The sequence below is a fragment of the Aliidongia dinghuensis genome (genome assembly GCF_014643535.1).
GTDB lineage: Bacteria > Pseudomonadota > Alphaproteobacteria > ATCC43930 > CGMCC-115725 > Aliidongia > Aliidongia dinghuensis.
Genome location: NZ_BMJQ01000001.1, coordinates 234913 through 256277, shown reverse-complemented (window position 1 = coordinate 256277; position 21365 = coordinate 234913). Strand labels below are relative to the sequence as shown.

24 protein-coding genes are annotated in these 21365 nt (G+C 64.0%); 9 read left to right on the top strand and 15 right to left on the bottom strand.

Features of this window, described 5'->3' with window-relative positions; translation table 11 throughout:
• The first annotated feature begins 119 nt into the window (after nucleotides 1–119).
• Nucleotides 120–479, top strand: a complete 360-nt coding sequence (locus IEY58_RS01220) for a ComEA family DNA-binding protein (protein ID WP_189041582.1) — start codon at nucleotides 120–122, stop codon at nucleotides 477–479.
• Between the two features lie 239 nt (nucleotides 480–718).
• Here IEY58_RS01220 and IEY58_RS01210 read toward each other — a convergent pair whose 3' ends face one another.
• The 3 genes from IEY58_RS01210 to IEY58_RS01200 form a co-directional block, all read right to left on the bottom strand.
• Complete coding sequence (locus IEY58_RS01210; RefSeq protein WP_189041580.1) at nucleotides 719–1627, bottom strand: hypothetical protein; 909 nt, start codon at nucleotides 1625–1627, stop codon at nucleotides 719–721.
• Nucleotides 1628–1793: 166 nt separating this feature from the next.
• Complete coding sequence (locus IEY58_RS01205; protein WP_189041578.1) at nucleotides 1794–2543, bottom strand: hypothetical protein; 750 nt, start codon at nucleotides 2541–2543, stop codon at nucleotides 1794–1796.
• 74 nt (nucleotides 2544–2617) lie between these two features.
• On the bottom strand, nucleotides 2618–3838 hold the full coding sequence (locus IEY58_RS01200; protein WP_189041576.1) for an STAS-like domain-containing protein: 1221 nt from the start codon (nucleotides 3836–3838) through the stop codon (nucleotides 2618–2620).
• Here IEY58_RS01200 and IEY58_RS01195 point away from each other — a divergent pair.
• Nucleotides 3818–6076: an ATP-dependent helicase gene (locus IEY58_RS01195; RefSeq protein WP_229743407.1), complete on the top strand. Its 2259-nt coding sequence runs from the start codon at nucleotides 3818–3820 to the stop codon at nucleotides 6074–6076. The genes IEY58_RS01200 and IEY58_RS01195 overlap by 21 nt on opposite strands.
• 119 nt (nucleotides 6077–6195) lie before the next feature.
• Here the strand turns inward: IEY58_RS01195 and IEY58_RS01190 are convergent, their stop codons facing one another.
• The 9 genes from IEY58_RS01190 to IEY58_RS01150 all read right to left on the bottom strand — a co-directional run bounded on the left by IEY58_RS01190 (nucleotide 6196) and on the right by IEY58_RS01150 (nucleotide 13676).
• Nucleotides 6196–6834 (bottom strand): DNA-binding protein, encoded by a 639-nt coding sequence (locus IEY58_RS01190; RefSeq protein WP_189041574.1) that lies wholly within the window; start codon nucleotides 6832–6834, stop codon nucleotides 6196–6198.
• A 132-nt stretch (nucleotides 6835–6966) separates the two neighbouring features.
• Nucleotides 6967–8691: a hypothetical protein gene (locus IEY58_RS01185; RefSeq protein WP_189041572.1), complete on the bottom strand. Its 1725-nt coding sequence runs from the start codon at nucleotides 8689–8691 to the stop codon at nucleotides 6967–6969.
• A 64-nt stretch (nucleotides 8692–8755) separates the two neighbouring features.
• Entirely contained in the window at nucleotides 8756–8947 is a 192-nt protein-coding gene (locus IEY58_RS01180) for a hypothetical protein (RefSeq protein WP_189041570.1), read from the bottom strand.
• A 13-nt stretch (nucleotides 8948–8960) separates the two neighbouring features.
• Nucleotides 8961–10418, bottom strand: a complete 1458-nt coding sequence (locus tag IEY58_RS01175) for an AAA family ATPase (RefSeq protein ID WP_189041568.1) — start codon at nucleotides 10416–10418, stop codon at nucleotides 8961–8963.
• 2 nt (nucleotides 10419–10420) lie between these two features.
• Entirely contained in the window at nucleotides 10421–11155 is a 735-nt protein-coding gene (locus IEY58_RS01170) for a hypothetical protein (protein WP_189041566.1), read from the bottom strand.
• Nucleotides 11152–11964 (bottom strand): metallophosphoesterase, encoded by an 813-nt coding sequence (locus IEY58_RS01165; RefSeq protein ID WP_189041564.1) that lies wholly within the window; start codon nucleotides 11962–11964, stop codon nucleotides 11152–11154. The genes IEY58_RS01170 and IEY58_RS01165 overlap by 4 nt, the downstream gene beginning before the upstream one ends.
• Entirely contained in the window at nucleotides 11945–12394 is a 450-nt protein-coding gene (locus tag IEY58_RS01160) for a hypothetical protein (protein ID WP_189041563.1), read from the bottom strand. Before IEY58_RS01160 ends, IEY58_RS01165 begins: the two co-directional genes overlap by 20 nt.
• Before the next feature lie 204 nt (nucleotides 12395–12598).
• Entirely contained in the window at nucleotides 12599–13300 is a 702-nt protein-coding gene (locus IEY58_RS01155; protein WP_189041561.1) for a hypothetical protein, read from the bottom strand.
• Entirely contained in the window at nucleotides 13293–13676 is a 384-nt protein-coding gene (locus IEY58_RS01150) for a hypothetical protein (RefSeq protein ID WP_189041559.1), read from the bottom strand. The genes IEY58_RS01155 and IEY58_RS01150 overlap by 8 nt, the downstream gene beginning before the upstream one ends.
• Nucleotides 13677–14036: 360 nt before the next feature.
• On the opposite strand from IEY58_RS01150, the gene IEY58_RS01145 reads away from it, so the two are divergent.
• Complete coding sequence (locus IEY58_RS01145) at nucleotides 14037–14321, top strand: helix-turn-helix transcriptional regulator (protein ID WP_229743405.1); 285 nt, start codon at nucleotides 14037–14039, stop codon at nucleotides 14319–14321.
• A gap of 54 nt (nucleotides 14322–14375) precedes the next feature.
• On the top strand, nucleotides 14376–14537 hold the full coding sequence (locus tag IEY58_RS34760) for a DUF6881 domain-containing protein (protein WP_407648370.1): 162 nt from the start codon (nucleotides 14376–14378) through the stop codon (nucleotides 14535–14537).
• A gap of 16 nt (nucleotides 14538–14553) precedes the next feature.
• Here IEY58_RS34760 and IEY58_RS01140 read toward each other — a convergent pair whose 3' ends face one another.
• Nucleotides 14554–15240, bottom strand: coding sequence for a hypothetical protein (locus tag IEY58_RS01140; RefSeq protein WP_189041557.1), 687 nt, complete (start codon nucleotides 15238–15240; stop codon nucleotides 14554–14556).
• Between the two features lie 1004 nt (nucleotides 15241–16244).
• Between IEY58_RS01140 and IEY58_RS01135 the strand changes: the two genes are divergently transcribed.
• From IEY58_RS01135 to IEY58_RS01125, 3 genes are all read left to right on the top strand, one after another.
• Entirely contained in the window at nucleotides 16245–16934 is a 690-nt protein-coding gene (locus IEY58_RS01135; protein ID WP_229743403.1) for a ComF family protein, read from the top strand.
• Between the two features lie 88 nt (nucleotides 16935–17022).
• Nucleotides 17023–17280, top strand: coding sequence for a glutaredoxin 3 (gene grxC, locus IEY58_RS01130; RefSeq protein ID WP_189041553.1), 258 nt, complete (start codon nucleotides 17023–17025; stop codon nucleotides 17278–17280).
• 18 nt (nucleotides 17281–17298) lie between these two features.
• A complete protein-coding gene (locus IEY58_RS01125; RefSeq protein ID WP_189041551.1) occupies nucleotides 17299–18162 on the top strand; it encodes a carbon-nitrogen hydrolase family protein in 864 nt (287 codons plus the stop codon).
• Between the two features lie 21 nt (nucleotides 18163–18183).
• Here the strand turns inward: IEY58_RS01125 and IEY58_RS01120 are convergent, their stop codons facing one another.
• A complete protein-coding gene (locus tag IEY58_RS01120; protein ID WP_189041549.1) occupies nucleotides 18184–18723 on the bottom strand; it encodes a class I SAM-dependent methyltransferase in 540 nt (179 codons plus the stop codon).
• On the opposite strand from IEY58_RS01120, the gene IEY58_RS01115 reads away from it, so the two are divergent.
• Nucleotides 18693–19184 (top strand): DUF1178 family protein, encoded by a 492-nt coding sequence (locus IEY58_RS01115; RefSeq protein ID WP_308422374.1) that lies wholly within the window; start codon nucleotides 18693–18695, stop codon nucleotides 19182–19184. The genes IEY58_RS01120 and IEY58_RS01115 overlap by 31 nt on opposite strands.
• Before the next feature lie 24 nt (nucleotides 19185–19208).
• Here the strand turns inward: IEY58_RS01115 and ubiG are convergent, their stop codons facing one another.
• Nucleotides 19209–19955 (bottom strand): bifunctional 2-polyprenyl-6-hydroxyphenol methylase/3-demethylubiquinol 3-O-methyltransferase UbiG, encoded by a 747-nt coding sequence (gene ubiG, locus IEY58_RS01110; RefSeq protein WP_189041547.1) that lies wholly within the window; start codon nucleotides 19953–19955, stop codon nucleotides 19209–19211.
• Nucleotides 19956–20126: 171 nt separating this feature from the next.
• On the opposite strand from ubiG, the gene IEY58_RS01105 reads away from it, so the two are divergent.
• A complete protein-coding gene (locus tag IEY58_RS01105) occupies nucleotides 20127–21359 on the top strand; it encodes an aspartate kinase (RefSeq protein ID WP_189041545.1) in 1233 nt (410 codons plus the stop codon).
• Nucleotides 21360–21365: the final 6 nt, after the last annotated feature.

Here is a 21365-nt window from a genome sequence, read left to right as displayed (position 1 = left end):
GCCTCGGCGGCATGCTGCTGAACCAAACATCCTCCGGCAATCGTCGCCCCAAGGGAAGATACTCGCCGAGCCAACCGTTCTCCCCGCGACGACACCCCGTCGTCTTCCGAGAGGTGCAGATGATGAAGCTGGCTCGACTTCTCGCGATCGCCGCCCTGGTTGGTTTCGCCGCGCCCGCGATAGCTCAAACGACGCCCTCGACCGCTCCCGCCAAGTCCGCTCCGGCCACCTCGACGAAACCGGCTGCTGCCCCATCGCCGACGGCTCCAGCGGCGACGTCCTCGAAGACGGACTTGGTCGACATCAACACGGCAAGCGCCGCCGATCTGAAGGCGCTGCCTGGCGTCGGCGACGCTTACTCGGCCAAGATCATCGCGGGGCGGCCCTACAAGATGAAGACCCAGCTCGTTTCGAAGAAAATCATTCCCCAGAAGACCTACGACGGCATCAAAGACATGGTCATCGCCAAGCAACCGTAGGATTTTGCTCGGGAAGGGCCTCGGCTCTTCCCCCTTGTTCGAAGGCTGCCGTGTTCAGGTCGATTTCCGCTCGGAACCGTAGGCTAGCGGAGCGCCTCGTTCAGGACGTCAGCCAGCCTGACGCCAGCTTGCTCAAGGCGAAGTTCGGTCACGTCGGCGGCGGCTTTCCTGTAGACCGCATCGATATTTGTGAGGAGCTTTTCGACGGCTTGATTTTTGGCCGCCTAGGGAAACGCCTCCTAAGAAGCGATTGTCCCCGCATCGTTGGCAAGATCCCCGATCAAGAGCTCGGCTGGCGCGGTACCAAAAAAGCGGGCCACCGCATCATCATGGTATCGCGCCAACCAGACATATTTCGCGCGAATGGATCCGGCGGTTGCCGTTCGGTATTGGCCTCGAATCGCGTCCGCGTGCCACGTCGCCCACTGGCGGCAATCACGCCAGAACGCTTCATTTCTCATTTGGTCTCGGATCTCGGGATTGCTTGTCTTGTATCTCGCCAAATCGGCCGCTGCGATGTGACCATCCACCGATTCGAGACAGATCGGCATGTAGTCAATGAGCCACTGCGCCTTCCCATTTGGAAGATCGTCGAACCGTCGAAGGATCCGAGGAATTGGGTCTGCACTTTTATGATAGAATTTGCGGTCACGATGTTCGGAAAAGTGACGATGGACTTCTCCCGTGACCGCGATCATCGGAACGCACGCGTCGCGCTCCAACTCGTAGGCTTTTACCATTGCCGGGCTAATGAGCCTGTCGCGGTTACGGTACCAGAGCCCAAAATCTACGCCACCTCGCAAGAAGATCCCGTTCACAGCGCACAGGCCCAGGGAAAGAGCGAAATTTGACAGCTCATTCATTAAGACGTCGAAGTGTCCATCTTGGCTTGCTAGTTCCGAATCGACTGGCACCGTGATTACAAGACAGTCGGAAAAGGCTAGCACAGTCTTTGCGGTGATCTGTTGAGATTCTTTGGTCAAACTGTCACTGGGCTTGTGGTCGAAATATCTTTGTACTCGGGCAATGGTCTGATCAAGAAGTTTGAGATCCTCGAAAGTCTTCATTGCCTCGACTCGAGCCGAAAATCCCAGAAGGTCGACAAACGCTACAAGCCCGACCTTCACTTTGTTCTTTAAGAACGCCACTCCTGGCCCCCGCCTCATTAAAAGTTGAGCGTAATTTGTTAGTCCCTTGCACGTTCGCCGACATCCTGCCTTCGACTCGATCCGGTCGGCCATTGAGCGCGGACGACGCGGACACGCTTTCGGTAGACTCCTAGGTCCTCTCGTCCAGGACGATTGACCTTGCTTCCTAGATAAGGCCGAGCTGCTTGAAGAACGCCTCATTGCGAAGGCGGGCGTCGTTCAGCACTTTCTCGTACGGCATGACCTCAATCGTCGCGTTGTGAGGGGCCGAAATTCCGAAGAATCCGCGCCCGTCCGCCGTGGGATTGTTGGCGATCGACTTGCGCACGACACTCAAGAGGCTCGGCGTGAAATCCGCGACGACGTAGCAGATGAACCGAGTGGCATCGCTGATTGGCTTGATCAATCTCCCATTCTTGTCCTTGACGCCCTTTCCCTCACGGAAGAGTTCGACGTAGTCGAGCACCTGGGTCACCGGACTCGAGTTGCCATCGAAATCGTCCCGACCGGGGCGCTTGAACTCAATGATGACGATCGGCTCGTCCTGGCCGTCGCGCTTGAATGCGAGCGCGCCGTCATACACGACCGCCAGATCGGGTTCCCTGCCGCTATCACTGCCGTCAACGTAGCCGCCGACAGGCCTGTCGGATCGGAAGAAGGTGTAGAAGGCTAGCCGATCGTCGAGAATCCACAAATTGTGCTGGGTGTAGTCGAGATCCTCTGAATTCGACCGCAACGGTACGATCAGTTCATGGATCGTATCCTCGCGGTAGTAGCGCCGCGCCTCGGGCTCTTTGAAAGCCAGCGAAGAGTCGAGCAGATCGAGAATGGCTTTCCGACGAACGACATATTCGGCTAAAGCGCCTTTCTTTTCTTCGTTGAGCGCCTTCGTCACCTGCTGGACGTCGGCTTCCACGCTTTCGCCGGTATTGTTCTGGATGGATCGGAGCTGACCGTCGATACGCCTCTTCAGCCGTAGCTTTCGACGGCTCAGCTCGACATTCGTTGCGCAATCGCTCGATCAATGAGCCCTTGCACAGTTACATCAATATTCTTGAAGCGACAGAGCTGCCCGAATCTAATTGGACCCAGTATTTCAAACAGCTTGCCGAATACCTCATCCGCAAAGCTACTTGAAATCAACCTGATATCACTAAAATCAAATTCGACTGGCGTACTGAATCTGTCCATGAGATTCTCAACTTTCGTGCGCGCATACTGACCAGCCTCCCGACTTCCAAATGCTCTAAGCTCCTGGTTCACCGAGAAGCTGATATATTCGCCGCCCGGCTGATAAACGCGCTCAATATAGTCAAAACTGGGATTGTGCGCACGGCCGCGAAATACGAGGGCCTCTTCTAGCAGTCTATCGTAATCATAACCGATCGATGCTCGCACGTAAGTCCCAGGAAATGGAATAGTGGTTTTAACTACACTCAGTTCTCCCGGGCGATGGCGTAGAGTTACGCCGCCTGAGATAACGTCGAACTCTCCGCCACTAACCTCACAACACTTAAAGGTACCGAACAGCCCGTTCCCTTGATTTGTTTTTGTATTCCGCGTAACCCCTTCTTCGATCGCAGCCCGAAGAGCAGATGTGTCATCCCTGAGATCGGGTCGCCCAGAACGAAGGCTGCGGGGGATGGTCACGCCCGCATCGCAGACAAAGAATTCCGCTCGCCGTCGCTTCGGAAATGTCATCACCTGCATTACGCCTCCAACGGGAGACTCTGCATGATTGAGAACATTATCGGTAATCTCATTCAAAGCCCATTCAAGTGCCTTTAATCGAGACCGATCCATGCCTGGCAGGCTATTAAGAATGACTTCTAAGCTTGCATCAACCGCGTCATGATGCTCCTCGGATGTGAGATATTGGCGCGCGGACAGGTGTTTGATATTTCTCTCGGCCTTAGAGTCATATCGTTCAGGCGAGACCAAATGAGCCCAATTCGTATTACTCATTAGTGCGGCCGCCTTCTGCTCTTCCGGAATCAAAAAGTCAAAGTCAACTTTATCTCGCCGATATGACCGAACAATGGTAACGAAAGGGATCATAAATTCTGGAGACAGGAACGTTGCTTTACGAAAGTCGATTGTAATATCAGTATAGCCTTGCTTCTTTATAAGATTGTGCAAGGCGGCCATCGTGGAAAGTGGCTCACCACTTACTTTTCCGACAAAGTATAAGTGATTTCCTTCAGAATACATGGTTGCGCCGCATCCATCCCTAGACTATTCGGGCCAACAAACTCATCCAGACGATTTATCCGAGACGTTCTCGTCAATCAATGCGTTTCTCATTTTGAGCTGCACCGTCCAGGGCTTGCGAACAAAACCGGAATCATGTCACCTGATCCGGTGACCCTAGCCACTCCGCCCATCGCCCCCGCCTCCCACCTCGACGAGCTCAATACCGAGCAACGCCGGGCGGCGGAGCATGACGTCGGCGACCAGGAATGCGGCCCGCTGCTCGTCATCGCCGGTGCAGGGTCCGGCAAGACGAAGACCATCGTCCACCGCGTCGTCCACCTGATCGAGACCGGCGTCGATCCCCGGCGCATCCTGCTGCTGACCTTCTCGCGCCGCGCGGCCGCCGAGATTGCCAAACGCGTCGAGCAGATCTCGGCCCGTCTAATGGGCCAGCAGTCGATCGTCGTGGCCGACGCGCTCGCTGGGTCGGGCACCTTCCATTCCGTGGCGGCCCGTTTGCTGCGCGAGTTCGCTGAGGAGATCGGCCTCGATCCGAATTTCACGATCCACGATCGCGAGGATTCGGCCGACCTGATGAACATGGTCCGTCACGAACTCGGCTACGATCGGACCGAAGTGCGCTTCCCCTCCAAGAGCAGCTGCCTCGCCATCTATTCGCGGGTGGTCAACGCCGAGGCCGACCTTCGGGATGTCCTGGCGAAGGCGTCGCCCCAGTACCTCGGCTGGGTCGACGAGCTGCCGAAGCTGTTCGCCGCCTACGTCGACGCCAAGCAACGCCAGGGCGTTCTCGACTACGACGACCTGCTGCTCTACTGGGCGCGCATGGTCGACGATCCCTCCTTCGCTGCGGCGATCGCCGACCGCTACGACCACATCCTGGTCGACGAGTACCAGGACACGAATCGGCTCCAGGCATCGATCCTGCTCGCACTCAAACCCGACGGCTGCGGCCTGGCCGTCGTCGGCGACGACGCGCAGGCGATCTACGGCTTCCGGTCGGCCACGGTCAGGAACATCCTCGATTTCCCGAAAGCCTTCTCGCCACCGGCGACGATCGTGACCCTCGAGCGGAACTACCGGTCGACCCAGCCGATCTTGGCGGCCGCAAACGCTGTCATCGGGTTCGCCACCGAGCGGTTCACGAAGAACCTGCGGACAGAACGCCAGTCCGGCGACCTGCCACAGCTCGTCACCGTGCCGGACGAGGCCAGCCAGGCGCAGTACGTGGCCGACAAGATCCTCGAGGCGCGTGAAGACGGGTTGCCACTGATTTCGCAGGCAGTGCTGTTCCGGACAGCCCACCACAGCGGCCCACTCGAGGTCGAGCTCACTCGCCGGAATGTCCCCTTCCGCAAATTTGGCGGCCTCAAATTTTTGGATGCCGCCCACATCCGCGACGTGCTCGCCGTCCTTCGCTGGGCCGAGAACCCACGAGATCGCCTGGCCGGTTTCCGCGCGCTCCAGCTGATGCGCGGCGTTGGTCCGAAGGTCGCGGCGGCCGTGCTCGACTTCACCGGCGGCTTCAACGGGCTCGCGGCCCTGGACGGCTTCGAGCCGCCATCGCGCGCCGCCGAGGATTGGAACGGCTTCGCCGAGCTCGTTGACCGCCTGAGCGATACCGGCACCGGTTGGCCGACCGACATCGAACTCGTCCGGCATTGGTACGAGCCGCATCTGGAGCGCTTGCACGAGGACGCGCAGGCCAGGCTCGCCGATCTGATGCAGCTCGAGCAGATCGCCGCCGGTTTCGAGTCGCGCCAGCGATTTTTGACGGAACTCACGCTTGACCCACCGGACGCGGTGAGCGATGAGGCCGGGGTGCCGCGACGGGACGACGATTACGTCGTGCTCTCGACTATCCATTCGGCCAAGGGGCAAGAATTCAAATCTGTGTTCGTCCTCAACACCGTCGACGGCTGCATCCCGTCCGATCTCGGGGTTGGCAGTGCCGACGACATCGAGGAGGAGCGCCGTCTGCTCTACGTCGCCATGACGAGGGCGATGGATCACCTTCATCTGGTGATGCCGCATCGGTTCTACGTGGCTCAGCAAACGCGCCACGGCGACCGACATCTCTATGCGTCGCGCACCCGTTTCATCCCGCCGTCGATCTTGCCGTTGTTCGAAAGCATAGTTTGGGTACCGGCTCGTGCGGGAGAAGACGCGCCGAAGCCGCGCCCGGCAAATCGGCTCGATCTCGGCGCGAAGATGAGGGGCATGTGGGGCGGGACTTGATCCCGCGGCGAGCCGGGACGGACGTCCAAGCGCAGTGCAGCGGTACGGGTCGCGGACTAGGCATCAGAGATCTGGGCACCGGCAGCCTCGATGGCCGCCGATGTTGAGAGGTGACGCTTCTACGCCTTCGCCAATGTCTCGGCCGCAATCGCTCGCTCGGTCATTTTGGCGAGTTCGGTTTTGACCTCCGTCAGATCTGACCGCGTACGCTCCAACTGGCCTTTCGTATTGGCAAGCTCCTCCCTCAGCCTTTTCGAGTGGGCTTCCATTGTGCTTGCTCGTTTCTGCTCGGCCTTCTGCGCATTGTTCGCTTCGGCCACGAGCTTCCTGAGGTCGGAGCTTTGTGTTTCGAGCGAAGCATTCTCCTCATAGGCTTCGTCCAGGCGCCCCTTGAGCGCCGCCATTTCAGTCTGGACAGACTCTCGCTCCGCAGCAAATCGCGCAGCCAAATCTTCTTCGGCGGCCCGATATATCGACATGAAGCGCCGAGTGTCTTCGGTCTTCCGTTGCTCCAGGTCGGCGGTCATGAACGCCATCATTGCCGGAGAGAGAGCCCTGCTGGGATCTCGGTTGCGCTCGGCCTCCTGCTCCCGCCGCGTGACGAATTCCTCCCAGACACGCCGAATGCGCCCAGCGTTGCCCCGCCCGCCAAGCCGGACGCGAATGGCGTCGGGACGCGCCGGACGACCGGCATCACGCTCGATCGCAAGTCCGGCGTCGATGATCTCCTGGTCGGAAACTTCCTGTGGGCGTCCCATACTTGGTCTCCGCTTCTAACTAAGCTAACAAACATACCAAACTTACTAGTTTGCGAGAATAGAGAACAGCGCGGAACCCATGTTTGAGTCCGCGCGGTCAGCGGCGGTCCATACCCTCTCAGGACGTCGAGATTAGCTCAGTAGAGTTTCGAGGCGTGCCGTCACGGCAAGCGGTAGCTTCCCGCCAACCGAACGAACGGCATCATGCAACCTAGCGCGGGCAACGTCGCTAAGCCGGTCCGGCGCGTAGTGCTTCCGGTGCTCAGGACGCCATGCTTCGAGCGCCGAAATGATCTCCGGCCGCGGTTCAGCTCCTGCGGAAGTTGCTTCCAAAAGCACTCCCAGTGCAGTCCACGGCGGTAGCCGAAGCATTGCCTTCGCCAAGACCACTCGCGAAACGTCCGACGGCGCGCGACGCCAGAGCTCGCTCAGACGGTCGGCATCGACGTTGTCGAGCCGCCGCCTAAGCAAACGATACGCTTGGCGGCAAACGCCATCGCGAGGATCGGCGAGGCACTCGAGGAAGACGTGCTGGGCGGCGTCACCGTCCAGCTGCGCCATTGCCTTCAGGGCGACGCGGGCCAATCCCGCGGGTCCCTCGAGGAACAACAACAGCCGCACCCACTCGACACGCTTGGCGGTCTCCCCGAAACCGGCAACGGCGACAACCAGTGGTCCCTTACCGGAATCAAGAATGGCTCGATAAGCGTCGACGAAATCCGCCTGATGACCGTCCTGTTTGAGATGGAAGCGCGCGATGTGCCTGACCATCGCGGCCGGATCGAACAGCGCCCGAAGAAGCGCATCAGTCCGCTCGTCGATATCCAGGTCGGCGACGGCCAGGAGCGCCTGCGCGCGGATTCCGCTCGAGGGATCCGTCAGCAAGCGACGGCGCAGCGTTTGGGCGGCTTCTGCGTCGACGTCGCGCAGGCGCACCTCCCAGCCGAGGAGCCAGCCGCGCACGACGGCGTCGCGGTCGGATCCGACGATGCGTCGGATTTCGCGATTGGGAACCTCGCGCCCCCGATCCAGCACCCGGCAGGCCTCACGACGGACATACCGGTCGTCGGAGCGGAGCGCCGCGTTCAAGCTCGGCCGGTCGGGCTCGTCCAGGAGAAGAGCGTGGATGCGCGACACGATCTCGGCGAGATCGACCCGGCGCATCCCCTCGAGCCGTCGGACGAGATGCAGCGCCGCCGCGAACCGGCTCCCGAGCGCGGGCTTCAGCCGATCGACGACAGCGGCTTCCGCTCGCAGCCGAACGGGCTCGACCCAGTCGGCCATGCGCCAAAGCAGAAACGGGATCTCGTCCCCGTCCGAACACTTCGCAAGCTCGGCGACCGCCGCCTCGCGCGTCCAGCCGTTGGCGTTCGCCGAGAGCAGCCCCAGGAGCGCCGAGCGAGCCGGTCCGGTCGGCACGTCCTCGGGGCGCGGCGCCGCTGTCCAATGCCACTGCTTGGCGCCGTCCTGAAATGCGCCGATCGAACCGGTCGCCGAACGGGACACGCGATCGAGCTCGGGCACCGCATATGGCGGGATGCGACGGAGCAGCCGAACCGCGCAGTCCAAGGCAACCGCTTCGACGTCGAGCGAGCTTGAATGCCTCCGCCGCGGCCGGTCGGCGATACGAAGCCTCGACGCCAACCGTCGCATCACCGCCGCCGCACCGATCTCGCCGGTGCCGCTCCTTCGAGGAAACCGCACAGTGCCCCAAACGAATGCCAGCACAACCGGTAGGTCTCGGGAGCCGCCGCACTCGGCGAGAGCCTCCAGCGCTTCTGACACCTTCTCCGGTCGCACGCTCTGATCGACGTACGCCTCGCCCAACTTCGCCGCCACTTCGTCCGGCTTCTTCACGTGCGTGCCTCGCCCACTTGAGCCCAAAACAGGCAGGTTCGAGTTGACGGCTCTCGGTCCAGAATCAACAGGTATCGGACTTCGGCGGCGTCGCCAACGGAATCTCAAGATCGGGATCCCGATCCGGCCCGTCGAGCCACGCGTCGAGATCCCTATCGGCGACGTACCGGCCTTGCCGGATCGCCTCTCGCCCGGCCTCGATCAGGCGAGCTTCCCGCTCCAGGTCGCGCCGTTTCTTCGTGCTGCCGGACCTCATCGAATTCTTCCCCTCAGTGTGGCGCCGCGCGCTCTGCCGCGGCCTCGAGCGCGACCGCCCGCCGGACCAGCCCCGCCAGTTGCCTCGCTTGGAGGCGGCCGGTTTGGAATGCCGAGCGCATCTCATCCACGACCTCCCCCGGCAGCTCCGGGAGCACGTTCACCGCGGTCTCGTACTCGTTTGCGAGGTCGTCGAGCATGCCCGCGAGCAGCACCTCGAAATCCTCTGGACGCGGCCTAGGGAAGTGAATGATCCGGCATCGCGCCCGGACCGCCGGATCGACGCGGTCGAGCCGGTTCGCGGTCAGGAACCATGAGATATGGGTCAGATCAGCAGGAACTTGGAGACACTCGTCGAGCCACGCCGACGCGGTCGATGGATCGAGCATGCTCACGAGCGTATCCTGAATGCGTCCATTTCGGCCGCTGCCGCCTGCACGGTCCACGTCCTCGACGACGATGATCGGATTCGCGAGCATGTGCCGCCTGATCGCCGCGAGCGGGAACGAGGGAGTCGCGCTCGACCAGCCCTTGGCAGTGCCCGCCAGGAGGCGGTTGTCGGTCACCCCAGCGCCGAGGATCGTGGCCGACGGGATCCCCGAGTACTGGCTCAAGCGACGGAGAAACGTCGATTTCCCGACGCCCGGATCGCCGACGAGCAGGATCGGCGGCAGCCGGAATATGGGTCCGGCCATCCGATGTGCGAGATGAAGTTCGACACGCACGTCGTCGATCGCCCCGGTCGCCCAAGGAAACGCCTCGAGTAGCCCGTCCGCCAAGGCATCGGGATCGGGCCCCTGTCGCAGCGCGACCGGCCGCGTCAGCACGCCGTATCTGTCGACGATTGTCTTCATTTCGCGGTCGGTCGTGGGCTCAGGCGCCTCGAGAAGCACGGCCACCGACGGACCTGTTGGGTTCGCGGCCTCAGTCCGCGCGGCCGGTTCCGAGGGCGCGACCTTTGGCCGAACGCCACGCTCTCGAAGCTCGGATTCAATGTGGTCGCGCACGCCGAGATAATCTAGGGCAGCCAAGGGCCGGACCGTCGGCAGCGAAAATCGGTTCGCAAGGGCCTTTAGCAGCTCGATGCGCCGGATCGGATCGTCCGCGCCAAGCTCATGGCGGGCCAGACGCAGGACCAGCATCGCCGAGGCCCATTCCGAGCCGTTGGCCGCGGCGACAAGAAGGCAGCTACAATGCGCGTCGAAGGAACTTGCAGTGCGCGTGCCCGCGCAGTCATCCCACCACGCGGTCGATCGAAGGATTTCGCCGAGCTCGATCCACGCGAACGCGTCACGCACTTGGGCCCGCAGCAACACGGGCTCGAGCTCTGGGTTCGCCGTCCGCCCGAAGGCGATCAGCGCCGCCCCCAGCCGCCCGACGAGCTCTTCGCCAAGCTTCGCGATCGGGCGGGTCCGCCACAACGAAAGCAGATCGACGCTGTCGAGTTCCTCGACGTCCGGTTTGACGGTCACGCTCAGTTCTCGTCGGGCGTCGGAGGCAGGAGCGATCGGCCGCTCGACGCGTCGGTACGGTCGGCCATCGCTGCGGCCATGGCGATGGCGCCGCGATCCCGGGCATCTCCGCCGTCCATTCGGACCGCCAGCAGGCCGTCGATCTCGCGCAACTCGAGGATGCGGGTGGCGGGCCTCTCCGGGTACCAGCCTTTGTGCGAGAGGCGGCTCGCCAGGGCGTCGCCGATGTCGAGCCAGCCTGGTGGAAGCTCGACCACGCCGTCGATCACGGTCGGCCATCGCTCGCGAAGGATTCGCCCGATCTCCTCTGACGGCACCGGCGGCAGCGGCTCGTCGGCGTCGAGCATGCGGAATCGCTTTTCGGCCGCAACCGACGGCGAAAAGGTCGCGTACCAGTCCCCTCGGGTGCAAAGGCGCCCGGGCGCCCCCGAGATCTCGCAAATCCTTGCAGACAAGTCCTCCGCCATCGAGATCGCACCGGCGTCGAACTCGTCGTCTCCGTGCGCGTAATATCGCAAAGCGCCGTACTTTTCCTTGACTTGGACTGCGATGGGCGGCGGCCGGTCGAGCGCTCGAGCGTGCGTTGTCAGCACCCATGACAACGCGTCCAGAACAGCGTACCAGCCGTCGTTGCACTCGCAGCCAAAGGCCATCAGGTTGACCGTCAGCGGCTCGAACCTCCCCCGGTAGAGGTCCGGCCAGCGCGCGAAAAGAGTTTCCTCATACAGATCATTCATGGCCCGATGCCTGCTGTCCGCTTGGAGAATTCGAAGGTTCGGATTTGGAAGCCCTTTGCCTCCCAGCTGTAGCCCCGTTGGTTCGAGACGATGCGGCAGCCATCGATCTCGATGTCGATGGAGCTGTGCGTGTGGCCGTAGATCCAACCATCCGCATACGGCATCAAAGACTCGACATCGCTCGCGAATGCCGCGCACAGGGCCCCTCCCCTGTACCGGCCGTCGATAGCCTCGGGCGTCGGCGCGTGATGGGTCACGACGAGCGTGATGCCGTCGAAGGATTTCTTGAGCTCCCCTTCAAGGAAATCACGCGTTCGATCGAATGCAGCGGCGGCGTCCGAGGGAGACCAGAGTCCGTCGTGAAACCGGATCACCCGGTGATCGTTGATGCCGATCGCGGCCGCGTGCATGCAGCGGAGACGCTGCTTCTCGCCGTAGAGCCTGTAGTCGGTCCAGAGCGTGCCACCAAGGATTCGCACACGCCGCCCGCCGCCGAAATCGAAGTCGATCCGGTCGTCGTCGAGCACGTGCACGTGGGGATGCGCGCGAGCGGCGAGCGCGATCGCGGCGCGGCCTTTTTCGGCGTCGCGATTGTACAACTCATGGTTGCCAATAATGTAGACAACTGGCACCGGCGAAGTCGCAAGCCAATCGACGGCTCGGGTTCCCGCGTCGATGTCGCCCGCAGCGACCAGGAGGTCGGCGTCGCCATCAAGGATTTCGAGGTCCGGAGGATTGCCTCCGAACTCCAAATGGAGATCGGACGCGATCGCAACGCGAACGGAGGACTTAGGATTCGTGACGGCCATGGACGGCTCTCTCGATGTCGATTTCGCTCATGAGTTCCAGGCCATATCTGTCCGCCAGCCCCCATTCATCGAGCGCCCACACAACTGCTCGTAGATGTGACGGCGACAAGGTGCCGTCGACGGGGTGCCCCAGCGCGTAAACCGAGTTGCGTGTCCGGACGAGCGACCGGTCGTGCGACAGCTCGCGCGCGTCCGACGTGATCCAGGGGCACGCCTCAAAGAGCCCAACTATGCGCAGGGTTGCCGCGCCAGCGACCGGATCGACCATCGCGATCGCCTGCCAGGTGTGAATGACTCCTTTGATGGGCTTGGCATCATCGATCGCGCTTGTGATCGCCCCCAGTTCCGATTCCTTGGCCAGCCTCAGTTCGAGCGGCCGTCGCGACGACAGGATCAGGTCGGAATGCTCAAGTTCGCGCGGCGCGGTCATCGACCGCTCACTGGAACAAATCCTTGATCAGCGGCGCACCAATCGGCGGCCGAGCGGGGGCATTGCCTGACGATGCTCGTCATGCTGAGTCCTCACAAGATTGTCGGAGACGACCGCAATTCCTGGCGGTCGAAGTTGAGGTCGCGCGGAGCCTTGAGGCCTACTTGGAGGCCGTTTCCTTCCGCGTTGTCTGATACCTGGTCATCAGCCCTCTTCCTGCGGTCGCGGGTAGATGAGCTCGTGCGCCAGAGGGTCCGGCAGCGAGCGGATCCGATCCGAAAGCGTGAATTCCCATGGCTCGTCGACATGAACCGGGCCGCGCCAGCCGGGCTCGCCGGACACCATGCATTGGCCGATCGCGACAGCTTCCGCCCATGGGCCGAGGTCATGGACATAGCACCGGACGTCCGGGTCCCGGCAAGCAGCGTGGATCGACGCTCCGAGCAAGCCGAAGCTCGTCTCGAAGGTGATCGTCACCGCGTCCGACGGGCCGAGCGCGACGCAGACCGCATCGACCAGCCTCTCGACGATCGGCACCCATCCGTTTTCCCGCCCTCCCGCGACTTGCAGGCGCCCCTTGAAGGTCGCGATCTTCGCCGCCAGCGTCGCGCTGCGCTTCCAGTATTCGCGGGCATCTTGGGGGGCAGGATCGAGTGCGGGATCGACAAAGGGGACGAAACGAGTTCCGTCGTGCTCGATCCCGTCCGGCAGCGTCACGATCGGGGTGCCTGATTCGTCCTCCATGAAATGGGCGAACCCATGGTCGGGGATGTGGACTCGCTGGTCGCGCCGGACCGTGGCGGTGCAGAGCCCGTAGCGCGAGCTGACATCGATCGCGCGAATGACGGCCGGGTCGAGCCCGGCCTTCTGGACCAAGGATTCGTACGCGGCAGTACGCTCATGCATCGTCATGCTCCGCGAGCTCGTCGTCGCCGAGGATTTTGAGACCGTATTTTTCGACCAGTCCCCACGCCTTGAGCGCCCGCGCGACGGTGCGCAGGTGAGCGATCGAGAGACCCGCCTCCGCCCTGCGGCCGAGCGCGTAGACCGAATTGCGAGTCCTTGCAAACGATCGGTCAGTCGCGAGCATCAGGACATCGCTGGTGATCCAGGACCGCATCGAGAATGAGCCGACGATGTGCAGGGTCGTCGAATTCTTGAGGTGGTCGTGGATCGCGATGATCTGCCAGCCCTTCACGAATCCTTTGTAAGGGCCGATCTCATCGAAATCGCCGGTGACGGACGCCAGCTCGGACGGCGTGGCGAGCCTGAGCTCGACCATGTGCCTGTTTTCGCGAACGAGGTCGGCCAATGTGATCGGTCGCGAGGCGATCACGCGTGCCTCCCAAATGCGAATCCTTGCAGGTCGAGCTGCCGCCGCTCGGGCGAGCGGGAGCGTTGCCTGACGGGGGTCGTCATGCGGCGAAATCCTTCGAACGCTTTGGCGAGCCGAGGCACCCCCGATTCGGGCCCGCCTCGCTGCTCTCGATGGCAGGACCCTAGCGAACGTGGCGCCGTCGCGCAACGGATTTTTCCAGATTAATCCATTTTACGGATTTTTCGGGAAAGTCGCAGTCATTACCCACGAGCGCCTTTGTCAACATTATGGACCTAAGCGCTTGAAATGCTGACGATACGTCGCATGATCGCGACGCCCGCACAGATCAAGGCGGCACGGGCCCTGCTCGGCTGGTCGACCGAAGACCTTGCGGAGCGCATGGGGCTGGCCCGGAACAGCATCACGAGGCTCGAGAACGAGAGCCTCGGAACGAACCCGAGTGGACTTGCTCGAGCTACCGCGATCCTCGAGGCGGCGGGCGTCATTTTCATCGCGCGCGATATCGTGGCCGGGGACGGAGTGAGGTTGGCCGGACCGCGTGCGCCGTACGAGACGCAGCCCGAACCCGAAGCGGACACGGGCGCCTGAACGGATCGCGCCTTTTAAAGAAGGTCATGCGGGTCCGAAGGGACCTCTGCCCGGATGAGGTATCTGAAGGTCCGCTGGGTGCACGACATCGCCTCCGAGCCCGTGCTTCTCTTTGGCGAGCTCGACACGTCAGGCAAGGAGACCCGCAGAGCCGACGCACTCGAACGTGAGCGCGGTCGCCATTCGCTCAGCGCCCCGATTCGTCGTCCACTCTAGATGGCTTCCCGCAACGTCATGCCGCAGCCGCCAAATGTTGCTCGACAGCGAGGGGAATCGTCGGCCCGGCAGTGAGCCGCGCCACTGGGTCCGCGACCATCGTCCGACCTGCGCGGTCGCACAGGATGGCTGCGGAGACCGAGCATGGCCATCTCGGTTGAGTTAGTTGCGGGATCGAGTACCAGAGCGCGTCGATGTGGTCGCGATCGACACCGAGGTTCACCAGGTCGGGTTCGAGCTGCTCGAAGCGCTGCCAGACCTCGAAGACGAGTTCGCCGTCCCAGGTCGCGATCGCGTGGAGGGAAACAGCGACGTCGTTCACCAGCGCCAGCCAGGCATCGGTTCGGTGCCGCCGAGCCATTCGCTCGACTTCATGCCGGATGACGGCGCGCAGGAGCGTCCGAGCGTCGCACGAGCCATCGTCGCCTTGATCGTCCGCGGGATCGAAGATCACTGGGACCGCGAAGCCGGTCCGCACCGCGGCAGGAAGCGTTGAGTAAGCGACGGAGACGACGACCTCGACGCGCTGGCGGATGACGCCGTCCGGATCTTCGGCGCCGACGGCGTCTGCGATGGCATCGACCACGCGATCAACGAGATGGTCGCGGTCGATGATGGGCGGGCGATCGGCGAGCACGTCGAGCTCGAAACAGATCGTGACCTGGCAGCTGGCGGTCGGGTGGAGGAAGGTCAGGTCGCGCATGGTCTCGTGAGCCCCCGTGCTCACCGGTGACGAGCGCCGTCGGCCGCGGAGAGCTGCGCTCGCGGGTGGGCGGCCGTCGCGACCGGTGGGTTGTCGATGTCGCGGGCAGCTGGTTGGCGGCCCGTGACTTAATGGTGAGCCCGGGTGGAGACGGGAAGCAAGGAAGTTGGAGGCGAGACGGATTCGGTCGCGACCGCGTAATCGTACACGGTAGGTCACTTGCGGAGCCTTACCGTCGCCCGGCAACGGTCTGGCCGTGGCAGCGGGGTGCTAATTGTCGCGGTGCTGACGGGCGTCGGGCTCGGCGGCGGAGTCGATCGTAAACGCAGCCGTGGGCTCGCGCCGCCGGGTGCGGTTGCCATCATCGAAGACTGCTATGCTGCCACGTCCTTGGTGCCGGGCCGCCGAGACGTGGGCAGCCAGCGTCCGCCGGAGCGGCGCGCGCTCACGGAGACGAGGCTGCCGGGGGCGGGCCTACGGGGTCGTCGATGTGGCTGGGCACCGGAGAAGGCGTCGTATGTCGATGGTGGGCTCGGTGCGGGCGGGAAGGCAAGGAGGTCGCGAGCCGGTTTTCGCTGGACCAGGGCGCTCGGGGAGCAGCGGAGATCGACGCTCCTGTGGATAACCTTCGAACGCGCGTCCCTCCCCCGAACCCCCACCCCGTGATCATGCACGTGGGTCCACAGGGCCACCGACCAAGGCCATCCGTTCGCTAGTGAGGGCGCGGACGGCCTTGTCCGGTACCCTGTGGACTACGTGCATGATCACGTCGCGAGCTGCGCTAGATAGCGGCACAAAGCCCGTGGATATGTGGACGATCCTGCGGGGCAGGAGCGCTTGCGCTTCCCCCGTCTTCCGCGCATACGCGGAAGACGGGGGAATGCTCGCTTCGCCCACATACCCACAGGCTCAACCGCCAACCAAGATTCTGTGTATGTTTTGACTTAAGAGGGCGCTGCATGCCAAGCGCCCCCTTCCGAAGACCAGCGAGCGCGGGATCAGGCATGTCGCCAGCGGACTGCACTACCAGAGAACCTTCCTCGTGGAAATGGGGGTTTTGGCTCAAACGTGAAAGCGGGCTGCCATTTGCCTATGACGCGGGCGTCGGCGTCGAATGCGCGCAATGCGTCGCCCACCCGCCGGTCTATGGCCGAGCGCGCGCGGTCTTCGCCTATGACGACCAGTCGCGCCGGCTGATCCTCGCCTTCAAGCATGCCGACCGGCTGCACGGCATTCCGGCCTTCGGGCAATGGCTGGCACGCAGCGGCGCCGAGCTCTTGGCCGAGGCCGACCTTATCGTTCCAGTGCCGCTGCACTGGACGCGCCTCTTCCGCCGCCGCTTCAACCAGTCGGCGCTCCTCGCCCGCGCCGCCGTCGCGGCCTGGGGCGAGCGCCCGAATGCCAGGTCCCTCAAGGCACCCCGCTTCGCGCCCGACCTGCTCGTTCGCCGGCGCCGCACGCGCAGCCAGGGCCATCTCTCGCGCCTGCAGCGGGCCGAGAACGTGCGCGGCGCCTTCGCGCTCAAACCTAAGGCCGACCTCACGGGCAAGCGCGTCGTGCTGGTCGACGACGTGCTGACGACCGGCGCCACGATCGAGGCCTGCACTCGCGTGCTGAAGCGGGCGGGCGCCACGCAAGTCGACGTGCTGACGCTCGCCCGCGCGATGCGAATCCCGAGCGGGGGTGTGCCGTGATTCGTGCAAAGCTGCCCGGTCTGGCAACCGGGCTTGCATTCGCCTATATCGCTTGAGACCGTTTTATTTCCTGCGGGAGTGTCTGTTCGTGGCCCAGGTGGAAGTCTATTCGACCCTGTTCTGCCCCTATTGCGCGCGCGCCAAGTCGCTGCTCGGCAAGAAGGGGGTCGAGTACGTCAATATCGACGTGATGGAAGAGCCCAATCGGCGCGCCGAGATGATGAGCCGCGCCGGCGGCCGCACCTCGGTGCCGCAGATCTTCATCAACGGCGAGCATATCGGTGGCTGCGACGACCTCTATGCGCTCGACCGCGCCGGCAGCCTCGACGCCAAGCTCGCTTCCTGACCTGACCCCGGAGATCCCATGGCTGAACGCATCAAGGTCGCCTGCCTGCAGATCTCCGCCGGCCGCGAGGTCGCCCCTAACCTCGCCACGATCGGCGAGCTCACGCGCCGCGCCCGCGACGAGGGTGCCGGCTTCATCCTGACGCCCGAGGTGGCGGTCATGTTGGAGCCGAAGCGCGAGCCGAAATTCGCCAAGGCCGAGGACGAGGCGAAGCCCCACGCCATCCCGTTCTTCGCCGATCTCGCGCGCGAGACCGGTGCCTGGCTCCTGGCCGGCTCCATGGCAGTCAAGCTTGCGGACGAGGAGCGGCTCGCCAACCGGTCCTACCTGTTCGCGCCCGACGGCACGATCGCCGCGCGTTACGACAAGATCCACATGTTCGACGTCAACCTGGCCCAAGGCGAGAGCTATCGCGAATCCTCGCAGTTCCGCCCGGGCGAGGCGACGGTCGTGGTCGAGACGCCGTTCGCGCGCGTGGGCCTGACCGTGTGCTACGACCTGCGCTTCCCGGCGCTCTACCGGGCCTTGGCCCAGGCCGGGGCGGAGATCCTGACCGTGCCCTCGGCCTTCGCGGTGCCGACCGGCCGCGCCCATTGGCACACGCTGCTCCGCGCCCGCGCGATCGAGACCGGCTGCTTCGTCGTCGCCCCGGCACAGACCGGGACCCATGCCGAAGGCCGCAAGACCTACGGCCATTCGCTCATCATCGACCCCTGGGGCGAGGTGCTGGCCGACGGCGGCGAGGAGGTCGGCATCGTCTCGGCCGAGCTCGATCTCGCGCGCATTGCCGAGGCGCGGCAGATGGTGCCGTCGCTCGGGCACGACCGGCCCTTCGCGCCGCCGCGCCTCGTCAAGCCGGGCGCGGCCGCAGCGGCGGACTGAGCCCCAGGATTGAGCCCGATGTCAGAGCGGTACGAGATCCCGCCCCTTGACGGCAGCAAGGCGCTGCACTGCCTTGGGGCCCGGCGCATAGTCGATACCGTGCTCGAACGCCACGATGGTGAGCGCGTCGGCGAAGGCGTGAAGCAGTTCGTTCGGCCTCAGCAGGTAATCCGCGGACGAGGGCCGGCCGAACGCGGCCTGGCCGACCGCGAAGGTCTCGTAGATGAGGACGCCGCCCGGCGCCAGCGCCGCTGCCAGCCGCGGCAGCAGCGGCCGGTGCAGGTAATTGCTGACGATAATGCCGGCGAATTGCCGGTCGCCGAGCGGCCACGGACTGCCGTCCTCGAGATCGGCCTTTACCTGCTCGACCGGTCCCTCGGGATCGAGGTCGGCCATGCCGTCGAGATTGCGGTCGACCGCGACCACCGGATGGCCACGCCCGGCGAAGAAGCGGGCGTGCCGGCCGGCGCCGGCCGCCAGGTCCAGCACCGCGCCGCCTTTCTCGACCAGATGGGCGAAGCGGCGCGCCCATGGCGACGGAATGCCCAGCGGATCGTTCATCGAATGTCCCCTTCAACCCTCAACAGCACCTTCAACGGATGATTCTCTACGAACTGCGCTGCCCGTCCGATCATCATTTCGAAGGCTGGTTCCGCAACAGCGAAGCCTTCGAAGCCCAGCAGGCCGCCCATGAGATTGCGTGCCCGGTGTGCGGCGACAAGAACGTCGACCGCGCGCTGATGGCGCCGGCCGTCGGCCGCAAGGCGAACAGCCTGCCCGATCCGGCGCCGCAGCCGGACCCGGCGCGGGCAATCACGCTTCTGCGCACGCTGCGCAAGGTGATCGAGCAAAGCCATGAGAACGTCGGCGAGCGCTTCGCCGAGGAAGCCCGCAAGATCCATCACGGCGAGGCAGACGCCCGCGGCATCTACGGCCACACGACCGAAGAGGAAGCCGAGGAACTGGCCGACGAAGGCATCGAAGTCGCCCGCATCCCCTGGGTGCCGCTGGCGGACTCGTGAGGGTGGCCCGGCTCGGCACCGATCTCACCCGATCTTCACCGCCGTCATCAGGTAGTTCACGCTGGTGTCCGGCCCAAGGTGCCATTTGTCGGCGAGCGGGTTGTAGGTGACGCCGGTCAGGTCCTGGAGCGTCAAGCCGGCATGCCGGAGGCCGGCCGCGACTTCGCTGGGTTTCAGGAACTTCGACCAGGTGTGCGTGCCGCGCGGCAGCCAGCCCAGCACATATTCCGCGCCGAGGATGGCGAGGCCGAATGCCTTCGCCGTCCGGTTCAGGGTTGCGACCACGACAAGGCCGCCCGGCTTCACGAGCCGGCCGACCGAGAGGAGGAACGCCTCTGGGTCGGCGACATGCTCGATCACTTCAAGCGCCAGCACCGCGTCGAAGCTCATGCCTTGTGCGACCAGGTCCTCCGCTGTCGCGAATCGATAATCGATCGCGAGCTCCTGCTCGGCCGCGTGGGCGGACGCCACGGCGATGTTGCGCTCGGTCGCGTCGACACCGGTCACGGCGAAGCCGAGGCGCGCCATCGGCTCCGCGACAAGGCCGCCGCCGCAGCCGATGTCGAGCAGGCGCAGCCCCTGGAACGGCGCGCGGTGGGTCACGTCGCGGCCGAAATGGGCGGCGAGCCGGTCGCGGACATAGGCCAGTCGTGTCGGATTGAACTTGTGCAGCGGCCGGAACTTGCCGTTCGGGTCCCACCAGGCTTCGGCGATCGCGGCGAAACGCGCGACCTCGTCCGGATCGACGCTGGAGGAGGCTGAAGAGGTCACGGGGATCGGCTCTCACGTTCGAGTGTTGCGGGTCTGCCTTACGGCGGGGCGGGCTTGCTTCGGCAGCGCGCCACCGAGTATGAATACGCGCCATCCGGCGGGCAACCGGAGGCGAGCGGCAGTTTTCCGGGTGCGCGGGTCATACCGCGCCCGACGCAGGTAAGATAGAGCATGGCGCGCCTCGTGCAAAAATTCGGCGGGACATCGGTGGCCGATGTCGACCGCATCAAGATCGTCGCCCAAAGGGTCAAGCGGGAAGTGGATGCCGGTCACGAAGTGATCGTGGTCGTCTCCGCCATGTCCGGCACGACCAACCAGCTGGTCGCCTGGACCAACCAGACCGCGGAGCTGGCCGACCCCAAGGAATATGACGTCGTCGTCGCGTCGGGCGAGCAGGTGACCGCGGGACTGCTCGCGATCGCGCTGCAGGCGATCGGCGTGCCGGCCCGGTCGTGGATGGGCTGGCAGATCCCGCTCAAGACCGACGAGGCGCACGGCAAGGCGCGCATCCAGAACATCGACCTGGCCGAGATCACGACCGCGACCGCCAGAGGCGAGGTCGCGGTCGTGGCCGGCTTCCAGGGTGCGACCGAGGGCCGGCGCGTGACCACGCTCGGCCGCGGCGGCTCGGACACATCGGCGGTGGCGCTCGCCGCCGCGTTCGATGCCGAGCGTTGCGACATCTTCACCGACGTGGACGGCGTTTACACAACCGACCCGCGAATCGTGGCGCGCGCGCGCAAACTGGATAAGATCACCTATGAAGAGATGCTGGAAATGGCGTCTCAGGGTGCGAAAGTATTGCAGACCCGGTCGGTCGAGATGGCCATGAACCACCGGGTGCGGGTGCAGGTGCTGTCGAGCTTCGTCGACCGCCCGGGCACCATGGTCGTGGACGAGGACGAGATCTTGGAAAAGCAGGTCGTCAGCGGAATCGCTTACAGCCGGGATGAGGCGAAGATCACGGTCGCCGGCGTGTTGGACCGTCCGGGCGTCGCCGCCGGCATTTTCGGGCCCCTGGCCGACGCCGGCATCAATGTCGACATGATCGTGCAAAACGTGTCGCGCGACGGCAAGGCCACCGACATGACCTTCACCGTCGGCAAGGCGGACATCACCCGCGCCGTCAAGGTGCTGGAAGCGAACCGCGACCACGTGAAGTACGAGACGATCCTGTCGTCGGCCGACGTGGTGAAGATCTCGGTCATCGGCGTCGGCATGCGCAGCCACGCGGGCGTCGCGCAGAAGATGTTCAAGACCTTGGCCGACAAGGGCATCAACATCCAGGTCATCTCGACCTCGGAGATCAAGGTCGCGGTGCTGGTCGGCGAGGAATATCTGGAACTGGCCCTGCGCGCGCTCCATTCCGCCTATGGACTGGACGCGGTCGAAGCCGCCGAGTGACCTGAG